General features: G+C 54.9%; 21 protein-coding genes and 1 tRNA gene. 9 read left to right on the top strand and 13 right to left on the bottom strand.

Annotated elements, in window-relative coordinates:
* Positions 1-130: 130 nt before the first annotated feature.
* The 13 genes from QMG56_RS21770 to QMG56_RS21715 all read right to left on the bottom strand — a co-directional run bounded on the left by QMG56_RS21770 (position 131) and on the right by QMG56_RS21715 (position 9,568).
* A complete protein-coding gene (locus QMG56_RS21770) occupies positions 131-580 on the bottom strand; it encodes a hypothetical protein (RefSeq protein WP_281824878.1) in 450 nt (149 codons plus the stop codon).
* A gap of 78 nt (positions 581-658) precedes the next feature.
* Positions 659-1,291, bottom strand: coding sequence for an MAE_28990/MAE_18760 family HEPN-like nuclease (locus tag QMG56_RS21765; protein ID WP_281824876.1), 633 nt, complete (start codon positions 1,289-1,291; stop codon positions 659-661).
* Between the two features lie 3 nt (positions 1,292-1,294).
* On the bottom strand, positions 1,295-2,389 hold the full coding sequence (locus QMG56_RS21760) for a DUF262 domain-containing protein (RefSeq protein WP_281824875.1): 1,095 nt from the start codon (positions 2,387-2,389) through the stop codon (positions 1,295-1,297).
* A gap of 102 nt (positions 2,390-2,491) precedes the next feature.
* On the bottom strand, positions 2,492-2,941 hold the full coding sequence (locus QMG56_RS21755) for a hypothetical protein (RefSeq protein ID WP_281824873.1): 450 nt from the start codon (positions 2,939-2,941) through the stop codon (positions 2,492-2,494).
* On the bottom strand, positions 2,938-3,183 hold the full coding sequence (locus tag QMG56_RS21750; protein ID WP_281824872.1) for a hypothetical protein: 246 nt from the start codon (positions 3,181-3,183) through the stop codon (positions 2,938-2,940). The genes QMG56_RS21755 and QMG56_RS21750 overlap by 4 nt, the downstream gene beginning before the upstream one ends.
* 11 nt (positions 3,184-3,194) lie before the next feature.
* On the bottom strand, positions 3,195-3,716 hold the full coding sequence (locus tag QMG56_RS21745; protein ID WP_281824870.1) for a hypothetical protein: 522 nt from the start codon (positions 3,714-3,716) through the stop codon (positions 3,195-3,197).
* 79 nt (positions 3,717-3,795) lie between these two features.
* Positions 3,796-4,149, bottom strand: a complete 354-nt coding sequence (locus tag QMG56_RS21740) for a hypothetical protein (protein WP_281824869.1) — start codon at positions 4,147-4,149, stop codon at positions 3,796-3,798.
* 283 nt (positions 4,150-4,432) lie between these two features.
* Positions 4,433-6,571 carry a phage/plasmid primase, P4 family gene (locus QMG56_RS21735; RefSeq protein WP_281824867.1) on the bottom strand — a complete coding sequence of 713 codons (2,139 nt, stop codon included), beginning with the start codon at positions 6,569-6,571 and terminating at the stop codon, positions 4,433-4,435.
* Complete coding sequence (locus tag QMG56_RS21730) at positions 6,564-7,010, bottom strand: hypothetical protein (protein ID WP_281824865.1); 447 nt, start codon at positions 7,008-7,010, stop codon at positions 6,564-6,566. The genes QMG56_RS21735 and QMG56_RS21730 overlap by 8 nt, the downstream gene beginning before the upstream one ends.
* Positions 7,011-7,308: 298 nt before the next feature.
* Positions 7,309-7,533, bottom strand: coding sequence for an AlpA family transcriptional regulator (locus QMG56_RS23580; protein ID WP_375713749.1), 225 nt, complete (start codon positions 7,531-7,533; stop codon positions 7,309-7,311).
* A gap of 107 nt (positions 7,534-7,640) precedes the next feature.
* Positions 7,641-8,060: a hypothetical protein gene (locus tag QMG56_RS21725; RefSeq protein WP_281824863.1), complete on the bottom strand. Its 420-nt coding sequence runs from the start codon at positions 8,058-8,060 to the stop codon at positions 7,641-7,643.
* Complete coding sequence (locus tag QMG56_RS21720) at positions 8,057-9,301, bottom strand: site-specific integrase (protein WP_281824861.1); 1,245 nt, start codon at positions 9,299-9,301, stop codon at positions 8,057-8,059. The genes QMG56_RS21725 and QMG56_RS21720 overlap by 4 nt, the downstream gene beginning before the upstream one ends.
* A 177-nt stretch (positions 9,302-9,478) precedes the next feature.
* Positions 9,479-9,568, bottom strand: a tRNA-Ser gene (locus QMG56_RS21715).
* Positions 9,569-9,751: 183 nt separating this feature from the next.
* On the opposite strand from QMG56_RS21715, the gene QMG56_RS21710 reads away from it, so the two are divergent.
* The 9 genes from QMG56_RS21710 (at position 9,752) to QMG56_RS21670 (ending at position 18,215) form a co-directional block, all read left to right on the top strand.
* Complete coding sequence (locus QMG56_RS21710; protein WP_281824880.1) at positions 9,752-10,747, top strand: lytic transglycosylase domain-containing protein; 996 nt, start codon at positions 9,752-9,754, stop codon at positions 10,745-10,747.
* A gap of 49 nt (positions 10,748-10,796) precedes the next feature.
* Complete coding sequence (locus QMG56_RS21705) at positions 10,797-11,609, top strand: SPOR domain-containing protein (RefSeq protein WP_281824859.1); 813 nt, start codon at positions 10,797-10,799, stop codon at positions 11,607-11,609.
* Positions 11,610-11,639: 30 nt separating this feature from the next.
* Entirely contained in the window at positions 11,640-12,803 is a 1,164-nt protein-coding gene (locus QMG56_RS21700; RefSeq protein WP_230189680.1) for a D-alanyl-D-alanine carboxypeptidase family protein, read from the top strand.
* Between the two features lie 13 nt (positions 12,804-12,816).
* Positions 12,817-13,449 carry a dTMP kinase gene (tmk, locus tag QMG56_RS21695; RefSeq protein ID WP_230189679.1) on the top strand — a complete coding sequence of 211 codons (633 nt, stop codon included), beginning with the start codon at positions 12,817-12,819 and terminating at the stop codon, positions 13,447-13,449.
* A complete protein-coding gene (locus QMG56_RS21690) occupies positions 13,446-14,426 on the top strand; it encodes an AAA family ATPase (RefSeq protein WP_281824857.1) in 981 nt (326 codons plus the stop codon). Before tmk ends, QMG56_RS21690 begins: the two co-directional genes overlap by 4 nt.
* 74 nt (positions 14,427-14,500) lie before the next feature.
* Positions 14,501-16,066, top strand: a complete 1,566-nt coding sequence (metG, locus tag QMG56_RS21685; RefSeq protein WP_281824855.1) for a methionine--tRNA ligase — start codon at positions 14,501-14,503, stop codon at positions 16,064-16,066.
* Positions 16,067-16,069: 3 nt separating this feature from the next.
* The gene (locus QMG56_RS21680; RefSeq protein WP_281824854.1) at positions 16,070-16,846 is read left to right on the top strand and encodes a TatD family hydrolase; all 777 of its coding nucleotides are present in this window, start codon (positions 16,070-16,072) and stop codon (positions 16,844-16,846) included.
* Positions 16,843-17,613 (top strand): MBL fold metallo-hydrolase, encoded by a 771-nt coding sequence (locus tag QMG56_RS21675; protein WP_281824852.1) that lies wholly within the window; start codon positions 16,843-16,845, stop codon positions 17,611-17,613. The genes QMG56_RS21680 and QMG56_RS21675 overlap by 4 nt, the downstream gene beginning before the upstream one ends.
* Positions 17,610-18,215 carry a TIGR02281 family clan AA aspartic protease gene (locus QMG56_RS21670; RefSeq protein ID WP_281824850.1) on the top strand — a complete coding sequence of 202 codons (606 nt, stop codon included), beginning with the start codon at positions 17,610-17,612 and terminating at the stop codon, positions 18,213-18,215. The genes QMG56_RS21675 and QMG56_RS21670 overlap by 4 nt, the downstream gene beginning before the upstream one ends.
* Positions 18,216-18,400: the final 185 nt, after the last annotated feature.

The raw sequence follows: 18,400 nt of genomic DNA, 5'->3' as shown, positions 1-18,400 counted from the left end.
CGGCGGGTGTGGCTTGTGGCATTTTTTGCCTCGTTGCAGGATTGGCTTCGACACCCATTTTCCTACTATAAAGCAACTGCTTAGGCCACTCCCGCCAACCCTTCTAACTAAGCACGGTGAATAAGACGGGTTAGAGCTGAGAGCATTTTCCTATTTCTATATTCGGGGTATCGCCTCCTTCTTCAGACAGCCTATTGTTCGGAGTAATTTCAACGTACCCTGCCAAGTAACTACGAATATATCGTAAGTTTAGCGTATTAAATTTAAAATCACCAAAGATGCCATCACAGAAAAGAAATCCATACTTATTAGGTAGTTGTTTGCATGTTGCTTCGGGAAAGCCCTCTGGCTTTCCAAATTCGACGACTACATACTGCCAGGCTGGATTCGTTGACGGTTTGATTATCAAGCGTTGCTCACTAGCGTTGAATCGAGCATTTTGCCATCTTTTGGAGGCGATGTCATACTTAAACCCTGTAGCCATGTCCGCAATGCACAACCAACTTTCTGCAGATAATGGCGCAGGTACAAAAGTTGCTAAAATTGCAAAGATAATTGTGCGCTTTATAGTGATCTTCATAAGAGTAACCCTTATGGCAATGTAAAAGGTGATGACTTCTCAAGCAAAATTGAATATATATTTATAATATAAAGTGATCTAAGTTGTATAAATCCGTCCTGTAGCGGCATTTTCAATTTCATCTTTAAACATGCTTATAAATGATATAACAAGTTCTTTTGTTATAGAGAGAGTTGCCAAGTCCAAATCAATCATTCTCTCACCATGAGCAATTGCATTTCTATTTTTTAACAATGGATCATCGATAAGGTGCATGTCAGTTAGAAAATTCACATCGGAAATTCCGATTTTTCTACAAATACTTTGAAATATTTTGGAAGATAAATTTGATCCTGTGTCGATTTGGTTCTTATATGCGAGTTTTGGTCGAAAGCCCGGCTGGGTAAGTAAGGTTCTCCCAATTTTTTCGTATTTAACCGAACTACCAATGTCTCCTATTTGCTGGCGCAAAAAAAGGCTTAGCAAAAATGGAGCCATATTTTCCAAAGGGACTTGCTGATAGCTTAAATACCGCAAATAGTAAGTGGCTGCCCTTTTTATAAAACCTTCCCAATGCGAGTATATTATCACCGCACCTGACCTAAGGTAAGCATCGCGTTCGGCAGTTCGAACTCCGGCTCTGCCTGCAAGGTCAAGGATTAATGAACATTCTTTGATTCTCCAAATTCGCTCTTCCGAAAGCCGCGCATTTAGATCGTCTAATGTTCTCACTTTCTAAGCTTCAAAAAGGTTTCGACCGAGGGGAATCAATCTTGGCAATCTTCTTGCGGCCGTGATTCCCGATCCCTGCCAGTCCGTGTAGTCTTTGTTAGACCAGAGCGCCGCGACCTTATTTGAAATATCTGTGGGACTATTGCCAGCGGCCAAGTTCCAACCAATTCCGCAGGCTACAACTTCAAACTGCGAGATTAGAAAACCGCCCATGAAGCGGTCTTTTTCTTTATTGTATCGTTTAAAAGGAGTGTCGGACATCGTGTCATTGAGCAATCGAAAAGTCTCGCGGAAGGCCTTTCCCAACGGCTCGAGTTGATCTTGGGGCTTGTCGATCAGCTCCCTCATCCGTTCACTAAGGAAAAGTCCGACATCTCCCACCGAATTAAGATCAGCATCGTCCATGAAACTGAAAATTAGGAACCGTAGCGTCAACTCTAGATCATAGGATTCTTGGATGGGTCGATCACTCAGCGCAATAGCGTCACTGAAATTTTGATCTTCTGCTAAATTTTTGATCCACCGGAAGAATTCCGGTCTGATCATTACCATTATACAGTTTCTAACTTCCTGATCGGAAGCTTGGCTACCGCCAGTATTTAATCGTTGAAACAAATCATACTTGGCAGATTCATCGCTCTCACGCAGTATAATCGATGCATTAATCTTTGAACGCTTAATTATCAGTTTTGACTCTGGTGGAAGTTGAACCGCGCCATTAGCGTCCCAAGCTACACCTGAAAGTTGCGGAAGATACTTTGTGGCGTCCAATATTAACGGCTTTATTATGTCGCCATTTTCATTGCGCAGTATCCCCATAAACTGAAAAATGGTAGATAATCTCTGCAAACCGTCAACAACATCCCAAACACCGTTTGGACGTTGGCTGACAAATATCGAAGGTATAGGTATCCCAAGTAGTATGGACTCAATCAGCGCAGTTTTCTGTGCATCTGACCACCGAAAAAAACGCTGAAATTCGGGATGAATATCCAGTTCCTTATTCTCGTATAGCGACACCCACTCGCCTATAGAAATAGGATATCCATCAGTTCGAATTTCTTTGCGCCGCTCGTCGATTTTGTCCTGTAGCGCCATATTCCCCCCTACTTGCTACCTGCTAATATTTCACGATAATCTGGGATGGTCTAGTTAATTGATAGAACCGGGATTTTCGATCAACTCTTCGAAAATCTGATACTAGCGGTGTTCACGTAGGCACCGTAAATAGCGGCCATGCAGCTTTAACCGTATCTCCATTTTGGTTGCAGTCCGCATTTGCGCCTGTTCAGTCAATGATAGAATTCGACCAGCTATTGAACTCACTTTCCGGCCCCATAGATTGCGATAGACAGCCATCGTGTCGATATAAGGGCAGGTCGCTAATTGCCGGATAGGCGATTTAACCAAGGACTGCCTTATAGCGTCCAGCGCTGTGGCGAACGGATCGTCATTCGTGATATCTATTTCTTCTATCAACTCAGCCACAACCCGTATTGCGATCTCCTCCGCTACGGCGGGAATTGAAGCATCGGGCATATCCTGTCGCACAAGTTGCGCCGCTTCCCGCACAGCGTCTGCTTCCGATTGTGGTCGGCGAGGGCGCGCCATCGCCATGACGGGCATACATAAGGCGCGGGGGAGGGTCACTGAACCGTAGCTTTCGCCGCCAGCGCATCTTCCATAACGTCGAGAACGTCGCGCATCCACGAAATTGCTGCGTGGGCTTCGCCTCTCAGCGACAACCCCAGCGCGAAGGACGTTTCTACCGATCCGATGGCTACGTCATCCAGCCGGAAGCCTTGTAGCGCCTGTTGCTCCGCTAAACGCAGATTGAAGTCGCGGCATTGGGCGATGATCCGAAGGGAGGCGCTTTCTTCTTCGAGGGTCATAACTGGACTCCCTATCTGTACGGTTGGAGGAAGGTCGGCGAAGGGCGGTTCAACAGGCCTTCGTCATCGTCGATGTCGAGCAGGCCTTCGTTGCCTAACTGGATCGCCCGCCGCTGGCCTAGGGTGCGGTTGTCGTTTCCGGCTTTTGCGCGTGCGGTCAGCGAAAGGGATCGGCGGGTTGCCAGAATAGATCGCATGAGATCAGCAACTAGACCCGCGCGGGGGTTCTTGACCGGATTGCCGTTGGCAGCGGTAATTACATGACCCTCTTCGATGAGAAGCATCTGCTGTGTTTCGACCGTATCTATCTCCCGTGCCATAACGGCGGCTACGCGAACCGCGTGCAGCGTCCATTCGCTTTTCGGAACTTCATCGATCACTTCGCCGAAAATCTCACGCTGCCGGTTGGTCAACTTCATATCGGCGGGCGGCTCAATGACCATTGCCGCAGCCTGCACGTCGCGGACAGCCGCATCGGTACTGTCGGCTCGCTTACGCCGTGGAGCGCGAGCTTTTTGGGGGTTAGCGATCATGGGATTATCTCCGAATTTCGGTGTTTGCATATGAGTTCGGGGTTGCCGCCGGTCCGGAATGTGTGGCCTTCGAGACTTTTCAATGCCCGGTACCCCTTAGATCATCGTGGCCTGTGGGCGGGGATGGGTGCAGGGGTGTGCCGGGCGCTAACTCATATGATCGCGTGCGCTCGTTGAAGATCAGGCCAGGATCGCGCGCCGCCGCCTGCCGGACGTTGTGGGGAAGGAAGCGCGCCTTTTCGCGAATGGCCAGCTTGCGCACCGCTTCCCGATCCAACCTATCCCAAGGCACCTCATTGGCATTAAAGGCGCGTGGATCGAAGGGTCTGAATGCGTGAAAGCCTTTACCCTTGAAGTCGCGGGGGGTCATACTGGGATTTGAAGCCAAGTATTTTGCGAGCGCGTCGGGTAAAGCGTCTAGGTGATCGGTCATGCAAGGCTCCTAATTGCGTTAGAGTTGCCACGGCCGGATGAAGTGTCGATCCGGACGGCAGTTAAGTTACGGAAAATATGGGTATAATTCGTGTTTCTGACGGGATACGTCCGGATACGTCCGGGTAATCCCCTATAACGCTCTCCCGCGCGGGCGGGCGCGGGCGCGGGATAACCGAATAAGGGTTTTTCCGGACGTATCCGGACGACTAAGCCCGGTTTCCCGAAATAATCCCAAGAGTTCATTGAGTTATGCTCGTCCGGATCACGGTCCAAGGCGCTTCTCACATCGCCCTCCCGCCATGATTTCTCGGTGATTTCACGGACTCAAAGCCAGTGATCGGATCGACAACTGTCTGGAGGCGCAGGCCTTTCCAATATCGGAGCCGTTGGCCACCAGTATGACGACCGGGCGCGAAGCCACGCTTTGTCATCATTCCGCCAAAGCTCTTAGTTGAACCAGCGTCCTCTTTCGCGTCGTCCGCGAACAAAGACCAATTGTGGAAAAGATCATTAGTGACCGCGTTGAATGCCTCGCCTCGTTCGCAATACTCTTCCAGCCACTGCCCGAAGATATCCTGATCCTGAAAATAATCATCGGTGGCCTCAGCCACGGCTTGCGGACGGGGAAGGCCATCGGCCTGCCACTTGAGGCATCCGTCAATCATCCAACGCAAGATTTGGGGAAACTCTGGTTCAAGCTCCTCCTCAAGCTTTCGGTTCACTGCGGAGGGCTTGCGCGTGAAAGGAATGATATTGAAGCGACGCTTCATCGCGTCATCCACCGTATGCAAAACAGGGTGAAAGTTGCCGATGATGAGCAGTTTAAATTCAGGCACGAAGCTGAAGAAGTCTTGTCGCATGTACCGGGCGCTGATCTCATCGCTCCCGGTCAGTTGCTTGATCCGGCTCTCGGCCCAAGGTCTTCCCTGCTCAGTTTCACTAGCGGTGACCATTCGCGCGCCATTGAGCATCGCAAGTCCGGTTGGGTGTTGATCGTTACGAGATGCGGTAAAGGTCTCCATCGCGGAGGTCGTGGCATAATCCCCGATAATTCGGCGCGCGGTATTTATGAAAACGCCTTTACCGTTGCCTCCATCGCCATAAATGAAAAACAGGGCTTGCTCGATGGTCAGGCCTGTCAGCATATAGCCCAGCACAATCTGCAGATACTCGACCATCAGATTGTCGTCGCCAGTCGATTGCATAAGAAACTCTAGCCATTTCGCGGGCGTGCCGCTGGCCGGGGACACCGAAGTGCTTTTACTGATCAGCAGCTCTGGGTCCGGGGAATGCAGTTTCCCTGTCCGTAGATCGACCGGGCCGCTGGGGGTTCCCAACAGCATCTTATCGGTGTCGAAGTGCTTATGTGTAACGGCGATGGCGGGAAGGCTTCGGGCTATGTTCTCGGTGCCGCTAATGAAGCCAGAACATGAGTATCGCGAAGCGCCCCCGCCGATCTCATGCACCACGCGACCAATTTCATTGAACGTGGCTCGGCATTCATCGGCGCGCCAAATGCCCGCGCTGTCCACGCGCATCCACTGGCCGCGGGTATGTTCATATCGACGACCAGCCCCGCATTGTTCTGCCCATTCGTTAGCCATCGTGACTTGGCTTACCTGATCGGTGTCGGCGCTATCATTGCGACGATTGGCCCGCGCAGCAGTTTGATTGATCAGCGCAAGAAACTCGCTCCGCGTATGGCCGGCAACGATCCAATCAGTAAAATCACCGTGTAGCGCTAACCCCGGCAGATCGACGATTTTGACCGATCCTGCGACCGAACGCAGAGACCTAGCAACCAATGCGGCATGTTGCTTTCCGATGTCATCGTTATCCGCGATGACCACGATATTGCGACCAACGAAATGTTCGTTGAAGGAAGAGCGCCATTTCATAGCCCCGTCAGGGTTAGTCGTGGCTATAAAGCCATGATCCCAGAGCGTATCTGCATCCTTCTCGCCTTCGGCAATGATCAGCGGCTCTTCGGGACGCGCCGCCATTTCTCGCGTCACCCCGTGAAGGCGGTAAGGCAAGTCGGGTTCTTCACCCTTGCCTTTGCGGACATGTTCCAGCCCCTCAAACCGATAGAAATCGTTCTGTGGGTCTTTCAGCTCAAGGTCCAGATCGCCCATTCCCCCAGAAAAGCGCCTGCCAGTGAGGAATGCCTTTTCGCCATCGGCGCGCCGTCCCTTGAACTTTGAATAAGCGTATGTGCCATCAGCATGATCATAGTCGAAGGTGCTGATTAGGGTGGTTCCCCGATCCCATATGGGTCGGTCAGGATTATCATCTGACCATGAGCCGTCGCGCTGTTCCTTCTGAATCGGATCAGCCGCAGAAGGATCGGGCTTCAAACTCCTATTGACCCCTGCGGCGGTTTCGACCGGCGCAGGGGTTTCTTCTTGGGGTTCAAGCATCGTCGCCCCCGATCACGACAGGCAGATCAGCCACAGCCCGTTCAGCGCGGTCCCGGTAGTTGCGAACGTCGAATGTCATCACAGAGCGGACGAATTGCCCGCCGACATAACCGGACGCCAGATCGAGGTCAGCGGTCGGCTGTGTGAAGGTACTGCCGTTAGCCAACGACACGATAGAAATTTGATCAGCGGAAGGGGTAGCTTCCATGACCTGCTTGATCTTGCCGACAATGCTGCTCGCGTGCCGGATCGTATAATCCACGATCAGATCACCGAAGATACAGAACAGCGGAAAGTCGAGAGCAACGCTAAATTGCCGCGTTCTTGTGCCTTCCGGAATATTCGGTAGCCACGGGCATATCGCGACATAATCCTTTAGCTTACGCCAATCGACACGCGCCTCAGCAGTGGCAACGTCAGTCTTTACAAATACGTTCATAGTTCGTCTCCTTCGAAACGAATAAGGCGCGGCTATCGATTCAAACCGAACAGGTCGTTCGAATAAAATCGATCTATCTATTTCCACGCTGAATGGATGGATCGCTCAGGTCCAAGAAGCCGCATCGAAACGTCTGCCAAAGGGTCCGCGCATAGCCGAACCCAGCATCTTTCGTGGCGAAGTCGCGTGCATAATCACCGCCAGCTTGGGCAGGCGATAAGTGAACCCGGAACCCGTCGTCGTCGAGTTGACGAAGGACCACGATCCGCGATTGGAGATCAGCGTTCACAATCGCAGCTCAGGATCGTGCGGCCATGCGGGCTTCCAGCCATGCATCGACCTCACGTTTCAGATACCCGAGGGAACGAGGCCCGAGCTTGATGGGCATGGGAAAACCCTCGTCCTGCATCATTCGGCTCAAGCCGTGCCGCGAAACGCACAGCAAAGCCATGACGTCTCTCGGGCGTATGATGATAGCTGGGGGACGGGAGCGTCGTTCGGTGACTGGGCTTGTCTCGTGCATTTATATGTCTCCTTTCGCCATCGCAGGCTTGGGAGCGTTAAATACGCATAACGACGCTTCCGCGAGGAAGGAGGTCGCAGCTAATTACCCCGAATTCGTTGCGAAAGTCAGGATTTCCGCCGAAACTTATCGATTAGTCGCACTGTTTCCTCCTGCGAAAGACCCCATCTTTCGGCAGCGATTTCCTCAGCAAGCGGACGCATGGTGCGATTTCGTTTATTCCAGAAGGTTTTGAAGATCGCCCGAATGTGAGGAACATCCGACGCCGCCCTGTCGAAATCCGTTGTCGCATCCTTTGGCCTGCCCGGCGCGTTCTTTGGGTGCTGATATGGCGGTCGAGCTTTAACGCCGAACCTGAGGCCTTCTTCCTTAAGCTCGAAATATTTGGTCATCCGAACATTGAACTCGCGGTGTTCATCGGTAGTGGCCAAATCCAACTCGGCAGATTTGTCCAATATATCGATAACGAAACGCGCCAAATCCTGCTGATCGCGCAAGTTTTCCGATTTCCATGGGGGCATCGTCACGCTAATTCGCCGTCGTTCGGGGATGTAATTTCCATCTCACAGTAATCCGCCCAATCTTGCATCAGGGCTTTGCGTTTTTCGAGCAAGGAGCCGCGCCGATATGCAGCCTCAACCTTGTTGGGGATGGTGTGAGCCAATGCCATTTCCGCCGCATTGGAATCATGGTCGGTTTCCTCGGAGGCCCAATCGCGGAAACTAGACCGGAAACCGTGAACCGTCGCTTCCCCAGCAAGGCCCATTTTGTCCTTTAGGAAGTCGAGCATCGTCATGTTGCTGATCCCTTCGCCAGCGTTCCGGGGGGAGGGGAATACATAAGGGTTCCCTTCTTCCCGCACTACCGCTTTCAAAATGGCAATGGCCTGATCGGAGAGTGGCACGATATGATCTCTATCGGTCGGCTTCTGCCTACCGGCTTTCATTCGACTGATTGGGATAGACCACAGCTTTGCCTCTAGATCGATTTCATCCCACGTCGCACCGATGACGTCGCCAGTGCGAACGCATGTGAGGATGCAAAACTCCAAGGCTTGGGGCGCTAGTTCGTTGGGACTTGATATCCGATACTCGCGCAGTTTCTTCATGAATGGCTGCATCTTGCTGTAAGGAAGCGCTTTTTGATGCTTTTGCTCCTTCTTTTCGGGAGGCAGCATCTTGCGAATCATCCGACGCTCAGCAGGATTTTCCCCGACAAGCCAGCCTTCCAAAATCGCATGATCAAAAACTTCTTCGATACGCGGGATGAGGCGTTTCGCCGTCACTGGCACCTTATGCCATATAGGTAGTAGCGCATCGCGGACAGCATAGCGGTCAATGCGTGTGACATCCCGGTCACCCAAAACGGGGTAAACGTGGTTTTCGAATGAGCCGCGCCAAGACGCCTCACTTTTACCGTTTTTGCTCCAGCCCGATTTCATTTTCTTAATGAGGCTTTCGGCTACGTCACGAAAGCTTGTCCCGCTGGCCTTGGCCCGAACTATAGCGGCTCGTGCGCGGTCACGATCCTCCATCGGGTCTGCGCCCGCCTTAACCATAAGCCGTAACTGCACGGCTCTATCTCGCGCTTGGTCGATAGTCATGAAGTCGACTGAGCCTAAGCCCATTTCGCGCGCTTTGCCGTTCATCGTGTAGCAGAAGGCCCAACTCTTCCGGCCATTTTTGCTAACTGATAAGAACAGGCCGCGACCGTCGCTATATTTGCGACGCTGATTGGCCCGTTCGATATCCTTCTTGGTCAGCCTCATCGGATGTCCTTTTCGCCGATTTCATTCCCCGGTTATTCCCCGGTTTCGGCAAAAAAGGAAACAACTTTCTCCGACGCTTAAAGACCCAAAAATTTACGGAACGGGCAATAACCTACTTGAAATACGTGACTTTCTTGGGCGTTTAAGCGCCCAAAAAATTACTTAAAAAGAGGGGATTGGCGGACAGGGTGGGATTCGAACCCACGGAGAGCTTGCACCCTCGGCGGTTTTCAAGACCGCTGCCTTAAACCACTCGGCCACCTGTCCGTTGGCGGCTTCATTATCGCCCCGCCGCGCAAATCCAAGGCAAATCTTTCGATGAGCCGAAGGAAACATGAAAATAAAGGGATTCACGCGCCCGTCCATCTATGCGACAATCGGCTTCAGCGAATAAGGGGAACGCACATGACACGATCCGCGGTACTCGCCGTCGCTCTGCTCGCCAGCGCAATGTGGCCCGGAAACGCCCTTGCGCCACCTGCCGTGGCGCAAACCGATGACGGGTTTCAATCCTATCTTGCCAGCCTTCGTCCAAAGGCTCGGGTCATGGGGATCAGCGAAGCAACGATGAACAGCGTCTTCCCGACACTGACGTCCAATCCTCGCGTGGTGCAACTGGATCAGTCGCAACCGGGCGGGAGCACAGACTCGCCAATTCCTGCTTTCGAACCCTACCGTCGGCAGCATGTCGATTCGGCGCGGATCAACCGTGGCCGTGTCGCCTATCAGAACAATCGCGCGAGGCTGTCGCGGATCGAGCGCGAAACCGGCGTTCCCGAAGCGATCATGGTCGCGATCTACGGCCATGAAACGAACTATGGCTCTTATACCGGTGACTTCGACTTGCTCCGGTCGCTCGCTACTCTGGCGCATGAAGGGCGTCGACGCGCTCTGTTCGAACCGGAGTTCCTTGCGACGCTCAAAATGCTCGACAATGGCGTCCCTCGCTCGCAATTGGTGGGCAGTTGGGCAGGGGCCACAGGCTATCCCCAGTTCCTGCCCTCGGTCTATCTGCGCGTGGCGAAGGATGGCGACGGTGACGGTCGCGCAAATATATGGTCGAGCGAAGCGGACGCGCTGGCGTCCATCGCCAATTATTTCGTCGATGCGGGCTGGCGCAAGGGCACCCCGTGGGGCGTCGCAGTTGCCGTCCCCACCGGGTTCGACAGGTCGAGTATCGCAAGCCGGACCAACGCGGCCCGATGCCCCCGCGTCATGGAACGGCACAGCCGCTGGCTCACCATGGCGGAATGGCGCAGTCGCGGCATCACGCTAACGGGGTCGACACGGCTGGCAGACAGCGATCTGGCGACATTGATCGAACCGGACGGCCCCGGACAGACGGCCTATCTGCTCACCGGCAACTACCGCGTGATCCTCGATTACAACTGTTCGAATTTCTATGCTTTGTCGGTCGGATTGTTGGCGGATGCAGTGGCGGGTTAGTCATCTCGGTATATCCGGGGCGTTGCTGCTGTTTCTAGGCTCCTGCGGCATGGTTGACGGCACACGCGACGGGAATTTCCGTGCCGGTCAATCCCGCAACGACCGAAAGGCGGTCTCCGATCTCCCCGTCAAGATAGGTGCGCCTTATACAGTGGGCGGCGTCACCTACATCCCGGCGGACATGCCAAACTATGAAGCCGTCGGATATGCAAGCTGGTATGGCGAAGAACTGAGCGGCAATCGCACCGCTAATGGCGAGCGCTTCGATCCCTCCGGTATAACCGCCGCGCATCGCACTTTGCCGTTGCCCAGTTATGTGGAAGTCACCGCATTGACGACGGGGCGAACGATAGTGTTGCGGGTAAACGATCGCGGCCCATTCACTCAGGCGCGTGAGATAGATCTCTCGCGCGGTGCGGCGGACCAATTGGGACTGCTCGGCCAGGGTGCCGCACCGGTCCGTATCAAGCGCGTATCGCCACCGGAGGCTGAGCGCGCAATCCTGCGTTCCGGACGAAGAGTCGCCGAACGCCGTGCCATATCTGGCCGGACTCTGGCAGATTTACGCAACCGCCTTTCCGTTCCGATAAAAACGGCCAGCCTGGAGACCGCGCGCACGCTTCCGAACAATGGCTTATACACTGTTCAAATCGCCGCCTTTTCGGACAAGGATCGGGCCGAATCGCTTGCCGCCAGAACGGGCGCAAGAATGTCGCTGACCGATCGCGTCTGGCGGGTATACTTCGGACCCTATCGTCGTGTCGAAGATGCGCGCGCCGGTGTAACATATGCCGCATCGAAGGGGTTCCGCGATGCTGCCATTGTGGCTAATGACGATATATCCATAACGCCATCGCGTTGAAATGGCGGGTCCGAATTTTCGAGAGTCCAGATGAAAAAAACCTTTGCCGCCGCTCTGCTCCTGCCGCTTCTGGCGCAGCCCCTTGCTGCCGAAGCGCCTCCCTATACCAGTGCAGCGCCCATCGCGTTCATGCAGGATTTGTCGTCAGGCGCTATCCTGTTCGACAAGGACGCAGATAAGCGAATGCCACCTGCGTCGATGGCGAAGATGATGACCGTGCATGTCGCGTTCCGTCTGATCCAACAGGGCCAGTTGAAGCTCGACACGAAGTTCACTGTCCGCCCCGAAACGTGGAAGAAGTGGCATGGCCCCGCTGCAGGCTCCACCATGTTCCTTTCGGTGGGAGAGCAGGTTTCCGTAGAAAACCTGCTGCACGGCATCGTGACGCTTTCCGGCAATGACGCCTGCGTCGTGCTGGCGGAAGGCATTTCGGGAACCGAGCAAGCCTTTGCCGCCGCCATGAATCAGGAAGCGGCGCGTATGGGGCTGAAGAACAGCCATTTCGGGAACAGCAATGGCTGGCCCGATGAAGGTGTTACCTATGTCACGGCGCGCGATCTGGCGACGTTGGCAGCGGCAACCGTTCAGGAAACGCCCGACCTCTACAAGAAATTTTACGACACCCCGTCATTCACATGGGGCAAGACGATGGGCGGAAGCGCAATTACGCAAGCGAACCGCAACCCCATACTTGGTCGTATACCCGGAGCCGACGGTCTCAAGACCGGGCACACCGAGGAAGCAGGCTATGGCTTTACCGGGTCGGCCGAACAAAATGGCCGTCGCCTCGTAATGGTCGTGGCTGGCCTCGATAGCTTCAACGGCCGTGTCGAAGAATCGGTGCGGTTCATGGACTGGGGTTTCAAGGCTTGGCGGGCGCAGCCATTGTTCAAGAAGGGCGCGCTGGTGGAAACGGCCGACGTGCAGCTTGGCAGCGCGCGTACAGTCGGTCTGGTCGCTCCCCGCAATCTGGCGGTAACGATGCCCAGCACCGCGACCAGCAAGATGCAAGTCAAGGTCGTCTATACCGGCCCGATCAAGGCACCGATCGCAAAGGGGCAGCAGATCGCGCAACTGGTCGTCACTACCCCCGATACCGGAGCGCAGACGATGCCGCTGGTAGCCGCCGAAGCTGTGGCGGAAGCCGGAATCTTCGGACGTCTATGGAACGGATTGATGTCATTCTTCGGGTGATGGGCATAATCGGATGACAACGAAGGGCCGTTTCATCACGCTGGAAGGTGGTGAAGGCGCCGGCAAATCGACGCAAGTCAAGGCGCTTGCCGCCGCGCTGCGAGCGCGCGGCGCAACGGTGCTGGAAACGCGCGAGCCGGGCGGCAGCCCCGGAGCGGAGGCTATACGGGCTTTGTTGCTCACCGGAAATGCCGACCGCTGGACACCGCGCGCAGAGGCACTGTTGTTTGCGGCAGCGCGCGCCGATCATGTGGCCCGTATCATCAAGCCTGCGGTGGACCGCGGTGAATGGGTCATTGCCGACCGGTTTCTCGACAGCAGCCGGGCCTATCAGGGCGGCGCGAGCGGTTTGGAAGATGCCGATATTCTGACACTGCATCGTATCGGCAGCGATGGCTATCTGCCGGACCGAACGCTGATACTGACCCTGCCCGAAGACATTGCAGAGGCTCGCACAGCGGTGCGGGACGGCAATGACGTGGATCGGATCGGCGGACGGGATCGAAGCTACCACCGCAAGGTGGCATCTGCCTTCGCACGATTTGCGCAGAACGAACCTGATCGCTTTCGGATTGTGGACGCCAGCGGCACTGCACCCGATGTGACTGCGCAGTTGCTCGACGCATTAAGCGATATGCTGCCATGACGTCACTTTTGGGTCAGGATATGCAGGTCCGCACCCTGCTCGAAGCCGCGCGTGGCGGACGAATGCATCATGGCTGGATACTCGCCGGACCACGCGGGGTAGGGAAGGCGACCTTTGCGCGTATGGCCGCGCGACGATTGCTTGCCGAAGCTGCAGGTGCATTGAAAGCCGGAGATGGCTTCGATCTTCCTCCAACCGAATCCAATGCCTGTTTGTTCGATGCGGGGACGCATCCGGATTATGCTGAACTTTCCCGGTTGGAAAAGGATAATGGCGATCTGGCGAGAAACATCAGCGTGGATCAGGTGCGCGGCCTGCAGCGATTGCTGAATAAAGTCCCGTCCTTGTCCGACCGCCGGATCATAGTGATCGACAGTGCCGACGACCTGGAACGCAGCGCTGCGAACGCGCTCCTGAAAAATCTTGAAGAACCGCCGGTCGGCACGCTGTTCCTTCTCGTGTCTCATGCCCCTTCGCGCTTGCTGCCGACCATTCGATCCAGATGCCGTATGCTGCGCTTCCAGTCGCTGGACGACGAAGCGATGCAGGTCGTCGTGCGCCGGCATAAGCCCGACATATCACCCGATGAACTGGCGGCGCTCGTTCTTGCCGGGGCAGGGTCGCCCGGTCGCGCTTTGGGTTATGCCGGCCTCGATCTGGGTGACATCGAGCAAACCTTGTTAGCGATTGCTGCGAGCGGCGATCCGACCAACAAATTGCGGCTCGATATATCCAGACGGTTGGCGACAAAAGCGGCTCGTCCACGATATGAGGCTTTCCTTGAACGCGCACCGGCGTTTCTGGCCGCGTCGGCCAAGTGTGCGGAAGGGTCTACGCTCAAATCTACGCTGACAACTTGGGAGCAGGCAAAGCATCTTGCATCGGGCGCGGTGATATTATCGCTGGACCCCGCAACGGTCGTTTTTGAACTATGCAGCCATGTGGCAACGCTTGCTTCCCTGCGTCGCGCCGTCTGACTGTCGACAAATCGCCTTTGCCTGACGTTCGACAGCCGCTAGAGAAGCGGCCTAACGCCATTTGAAGCGAGCTTATGTCCAAGCCTTTTACCATCACGACCGCGATCAGTTACCCCAACGGAAGGCCGCATATCGGGCACGCTTATGAAGCGATCGCCACGGACGCTATCGCACGCTTTCAGCGGATGATGGGGCGCGACGTATTCTTCCAGACCGGCACTGACGAACATGGCTTGAAAATGGACCAAGCGGCGCGGGCGCGGGGTATAACACCACGCGAGCTTGCCGATGAGATGGCATCCTATTTCAAACAGATGGATGACATTCTTAAGATTAGTTATGATCGGTTTATTCGAACGAGCGAGCCCGATCACCACGCCGCAAGCCAAGCCTTGTGGAAGGCGATGGAAGCCAATGGCGACCTGTATCTGGGCCGCTACGAAGGCTGGTACTCCGTCCGCGACGAAGCCTTTTATGACGAGAAGGAACTGATTGAAGGCGGGGAGGGGGCTAAGCTTTCTCCGCAAGGCACGCCTGTCGAATGGACGGTGGAAGAAAGCTGGTTCTTCAAGCTCTCCAAATATGAACAGCCTTTGCTGGATCTTTATGCGGCACAACCTGACTTCATCCGTCCGGACAGCCGCCACAACGAAATCATGCGTTTCGTGGAAGGTGGCCTTTCCGATCTGAGCATTTCCCGAACCAGCTTTGACTGGGGGGTAAAGGTGCCGGGCAGCGATGGCCATGTCATGTATGTGTGGGTCGACGCACTGACCAACTACCTGACCGGCTGTGGCTATCCCGACGATAGCGAACGTATGGCCCGATATTGGGCCGATACCGGCGATATCATCCACATAATCGGGAAGGATATCGTTCGATTTCATGCTGTTTACTGGCCAGCTTTCCTGATGAGTGCGAAGTTGACGTTGCCCAAGCATGTTTTCGGACATGGGTTCCTGCTCAATCGCGGGGAAAAGATGTCCAAGTCCGTGGGCAATGTCGCCGACCCCATCGCGCTTGCCGAGCGCTTCGGCGTCGATCAGTTGCGGTACTTCCTGTTATCCGAAGTAACGTTCGGAAATGATGGCAGCTATAGCGCAGAAGCCATTGTACAAAGGGCAAATAGTGATCTCGCCAACAGCTTCGGCAATCTGGCGCAGCGCACTCTCAGCTTTATAGCCAAAAACCTTGAAGGCAAGCTACCACATGGCGGAACCGCTGCTGCCGCCGACGATGAATTGCGCGCCTTGATCGGCACCGCAACCAACGATTTCGTTGCCGCGATGAGCGATCTGGCACCCTCACAAGCCATCGAAACCTGGATGCGCGCCGTCTTCGCCTGCAACCAGTATATCGACGCGCAGGCGCCTTGGGCCTTGCGGAAGACCGATCCTGACCGGATGATCGCCGTGCTGGCAACGCTTTACGAAGCCATCGGGAACCTCGCCCTCATGATCCGACCCGTTATTCCCACCTCGTCCGACGCGCTGCTCGATCAGATGGGAATAGGTTTTACGTGTCGACTTATTCAGGATATCGGATCGTCATGGTACGGCCCACTGGTAGACAGCGGCTTTGTCCTTTCGCCGCCCAATCCGCTATTTCCCCGCCTCGAACTGACCGAAGCGGATGCCTGACCCATGCTGATCGATAGTCATTGCCACTTGAATTACAAAGGCTTGGTCGAAGATCAGGCGGCCGTGCTGGAGCGCGCAAGACTTTCAGGTGTCGAGTTAATACTCAACATCGCTACCCGAGAGAGCGAATGGGACGCCGTTCTGGCAACCGCGATACGGGAACCCGATGTCTGGGCAACGGTCGGAATCCATCCCCATGAAGCAGACGAACATCCGCATATCGACACAGCCAAGCTCGTCGATCGCGCGGCCCATCCGCGGATCGTCGGGATCGGTGAGACCGGCCTCGATTACTATTACGACCACAGCGATCGCGACCGGCAACAGACATCCTTCCGTGCCCACATCGCCGCCGCCAGGGAAACGCAACTCCCCCTGATCGTCCATACCCGCGATGCAGAGGATGACACCTTGGCGATCTTGCGCGATGAAATGGGGAAGGGGGCTTTCCCCGGCGTCATTCACTGCTTCACCGCGAGCGGTGCGTTCGCCGATGCTGCGATGGAGATCGGCTTCTACATCAGCATTTCCGGCATTGTCACTTTTCGCAACGCCAAGGATTTGCAAGAGACGGCCAAACGCCTCCCTGCCGATCGCATTCTGATCGAAACGGACAGCCCGTTTCTCGCTCCCGTGCCGCATCGCGGTAAGCCGTGTGAGCCGGGCTATGTCGCGGACACGGCACGCTTCCTCGCCAATCTGCGCAGGGAAACTATCGAAGAGCTCGAAGCCAATACCACAGCGAACTTCAGGAAGCTGTTCGCCAAGACCGCTTCGTGACATTCAAGGTCACTATCCTTGGGTGCGGCACCTCTTCCGGCGTTCCGCGCATCGGAAACGATTGGGGCGATTGCGATCCGCTGGAACCCAAAAATGCGCGCACCCGAGTGTCAATTCTCGTCGAGAGCCCTACCACACGTATTCTCGTGGATACCTCGCCAGACATGCGCGCCCAATTACTGGCGGCGGGTGTCGTCCATATCGATGCGATCCTGTGGACGCATGATCACGCCGATCACTGCCATGGCATCGATGATGTCCGCCAGCTGTTCCACCATGCCGGATCCCCAATCCTCGGCTTTGCACGCCGGCCCACTTTGAATCTGCTGAAAATGCGGTTCGGCTATGCGTTTGAAGGCCGGGACGGATATCCTTCTACGATTGATGGGCAGATTTTGCCTGATGCCCTGACGATCGGCGACATTCAGATTCGCTGCGTCGACCAGCCCCACGGATCGATTTTCTCCACCGGGTTTCGCTTTACGCATCGAAATAGATCCATTGGCTATGCCACTGATTTTCATGAAGTCACGACTGATATGCTGAGTCTATATGATGGTCTGGATGTTTGGGTTGTCGATGCCTTGAGACAGCGTCCGCATCCCACACACCCACATCTTGCGCAGACGTTAGCAGCGATTGGGTCGGTAAAGCCGGGCAGGGCGATCCTCACCCATATGGACAACAGCATGGACTATTCGGCTCTGCGCAAAACGCTCCCGGACAACGTCGAGCCGGCCTTTGATGGCATGATGGTAACTTTATGATGGACGGACCAACCGACGCAGCGAGCATCATATGGTATCTTGCCGTGCTGGTGTTGGTGGGTTCTTCGCTACTATACAGGCGCATAGCATGGCGTTCGGCCATCGGCATGGCTGCGGCGTGGGTCGCGGTGTTTGCCATAATATTAACCATAGTCAGCTATCGGAACGGAATTGCTTCCATCGCCCACCGCGTAAGCGGAGATATACTGGGAAGACCGCGGCAAAATGCGGATGGCAATGCTCTGCGCGTAGCTTTGGCCGAGGACGGCCACTATTGGGTAGACGGCACGGTGGACGGTGCACCAACCCGATTTCTGATCGACAGCGGCGCGACATTTACCGCCTTGTCAGGAGCGGCAGCCACTGCATCGGGGTTACAGATGGACACTCGTCGAATTCCGGTCACAATTGAGACTGCAAATGGCCAAGTGCAAGCGGCGCGATCTATGGTTTCTTCTATGCAGGTCGGCCCCATAAAAATGGATGATCTGCCTGTAGTGGTGTCACCGGCATTCGGAAAAACGAATGTGCTAGGTATGAACTTTTTATCGCGCCTGAAAAGTTGGCGAGTTGAAGAAGGTGAGATGGTGTTGGAGCCTTAACCGCCCGACCGACACAGCTCGTATTTAACATAATATATATTATCGGACTTAAATATTGTAGCAGCAACGTTCAAATGTCACAGTTGCGCAAAGTAGAGATGTCTCACTTGGGCTACCGTGCCCTCCGGCTGTTCGGAGGTATTGAGCATGGCGGTGTTGCGTATGAGTACCGAGGAGCTTTCGCG

It is taken from the genome of Sphingobium sp. BS19 (assembly GCF_027925545.1).
Taxonomy (GTDB): Bacteria; Pseudomonadota; Alphaproteobacteria; order Sphingomonadales; family Sphingomonadaceae; genus Sphingobium.
Note: the sequence above shows the minus strand (reverse complement) of the source record. Positions and strands in the feature narration are given on the sequence as shown.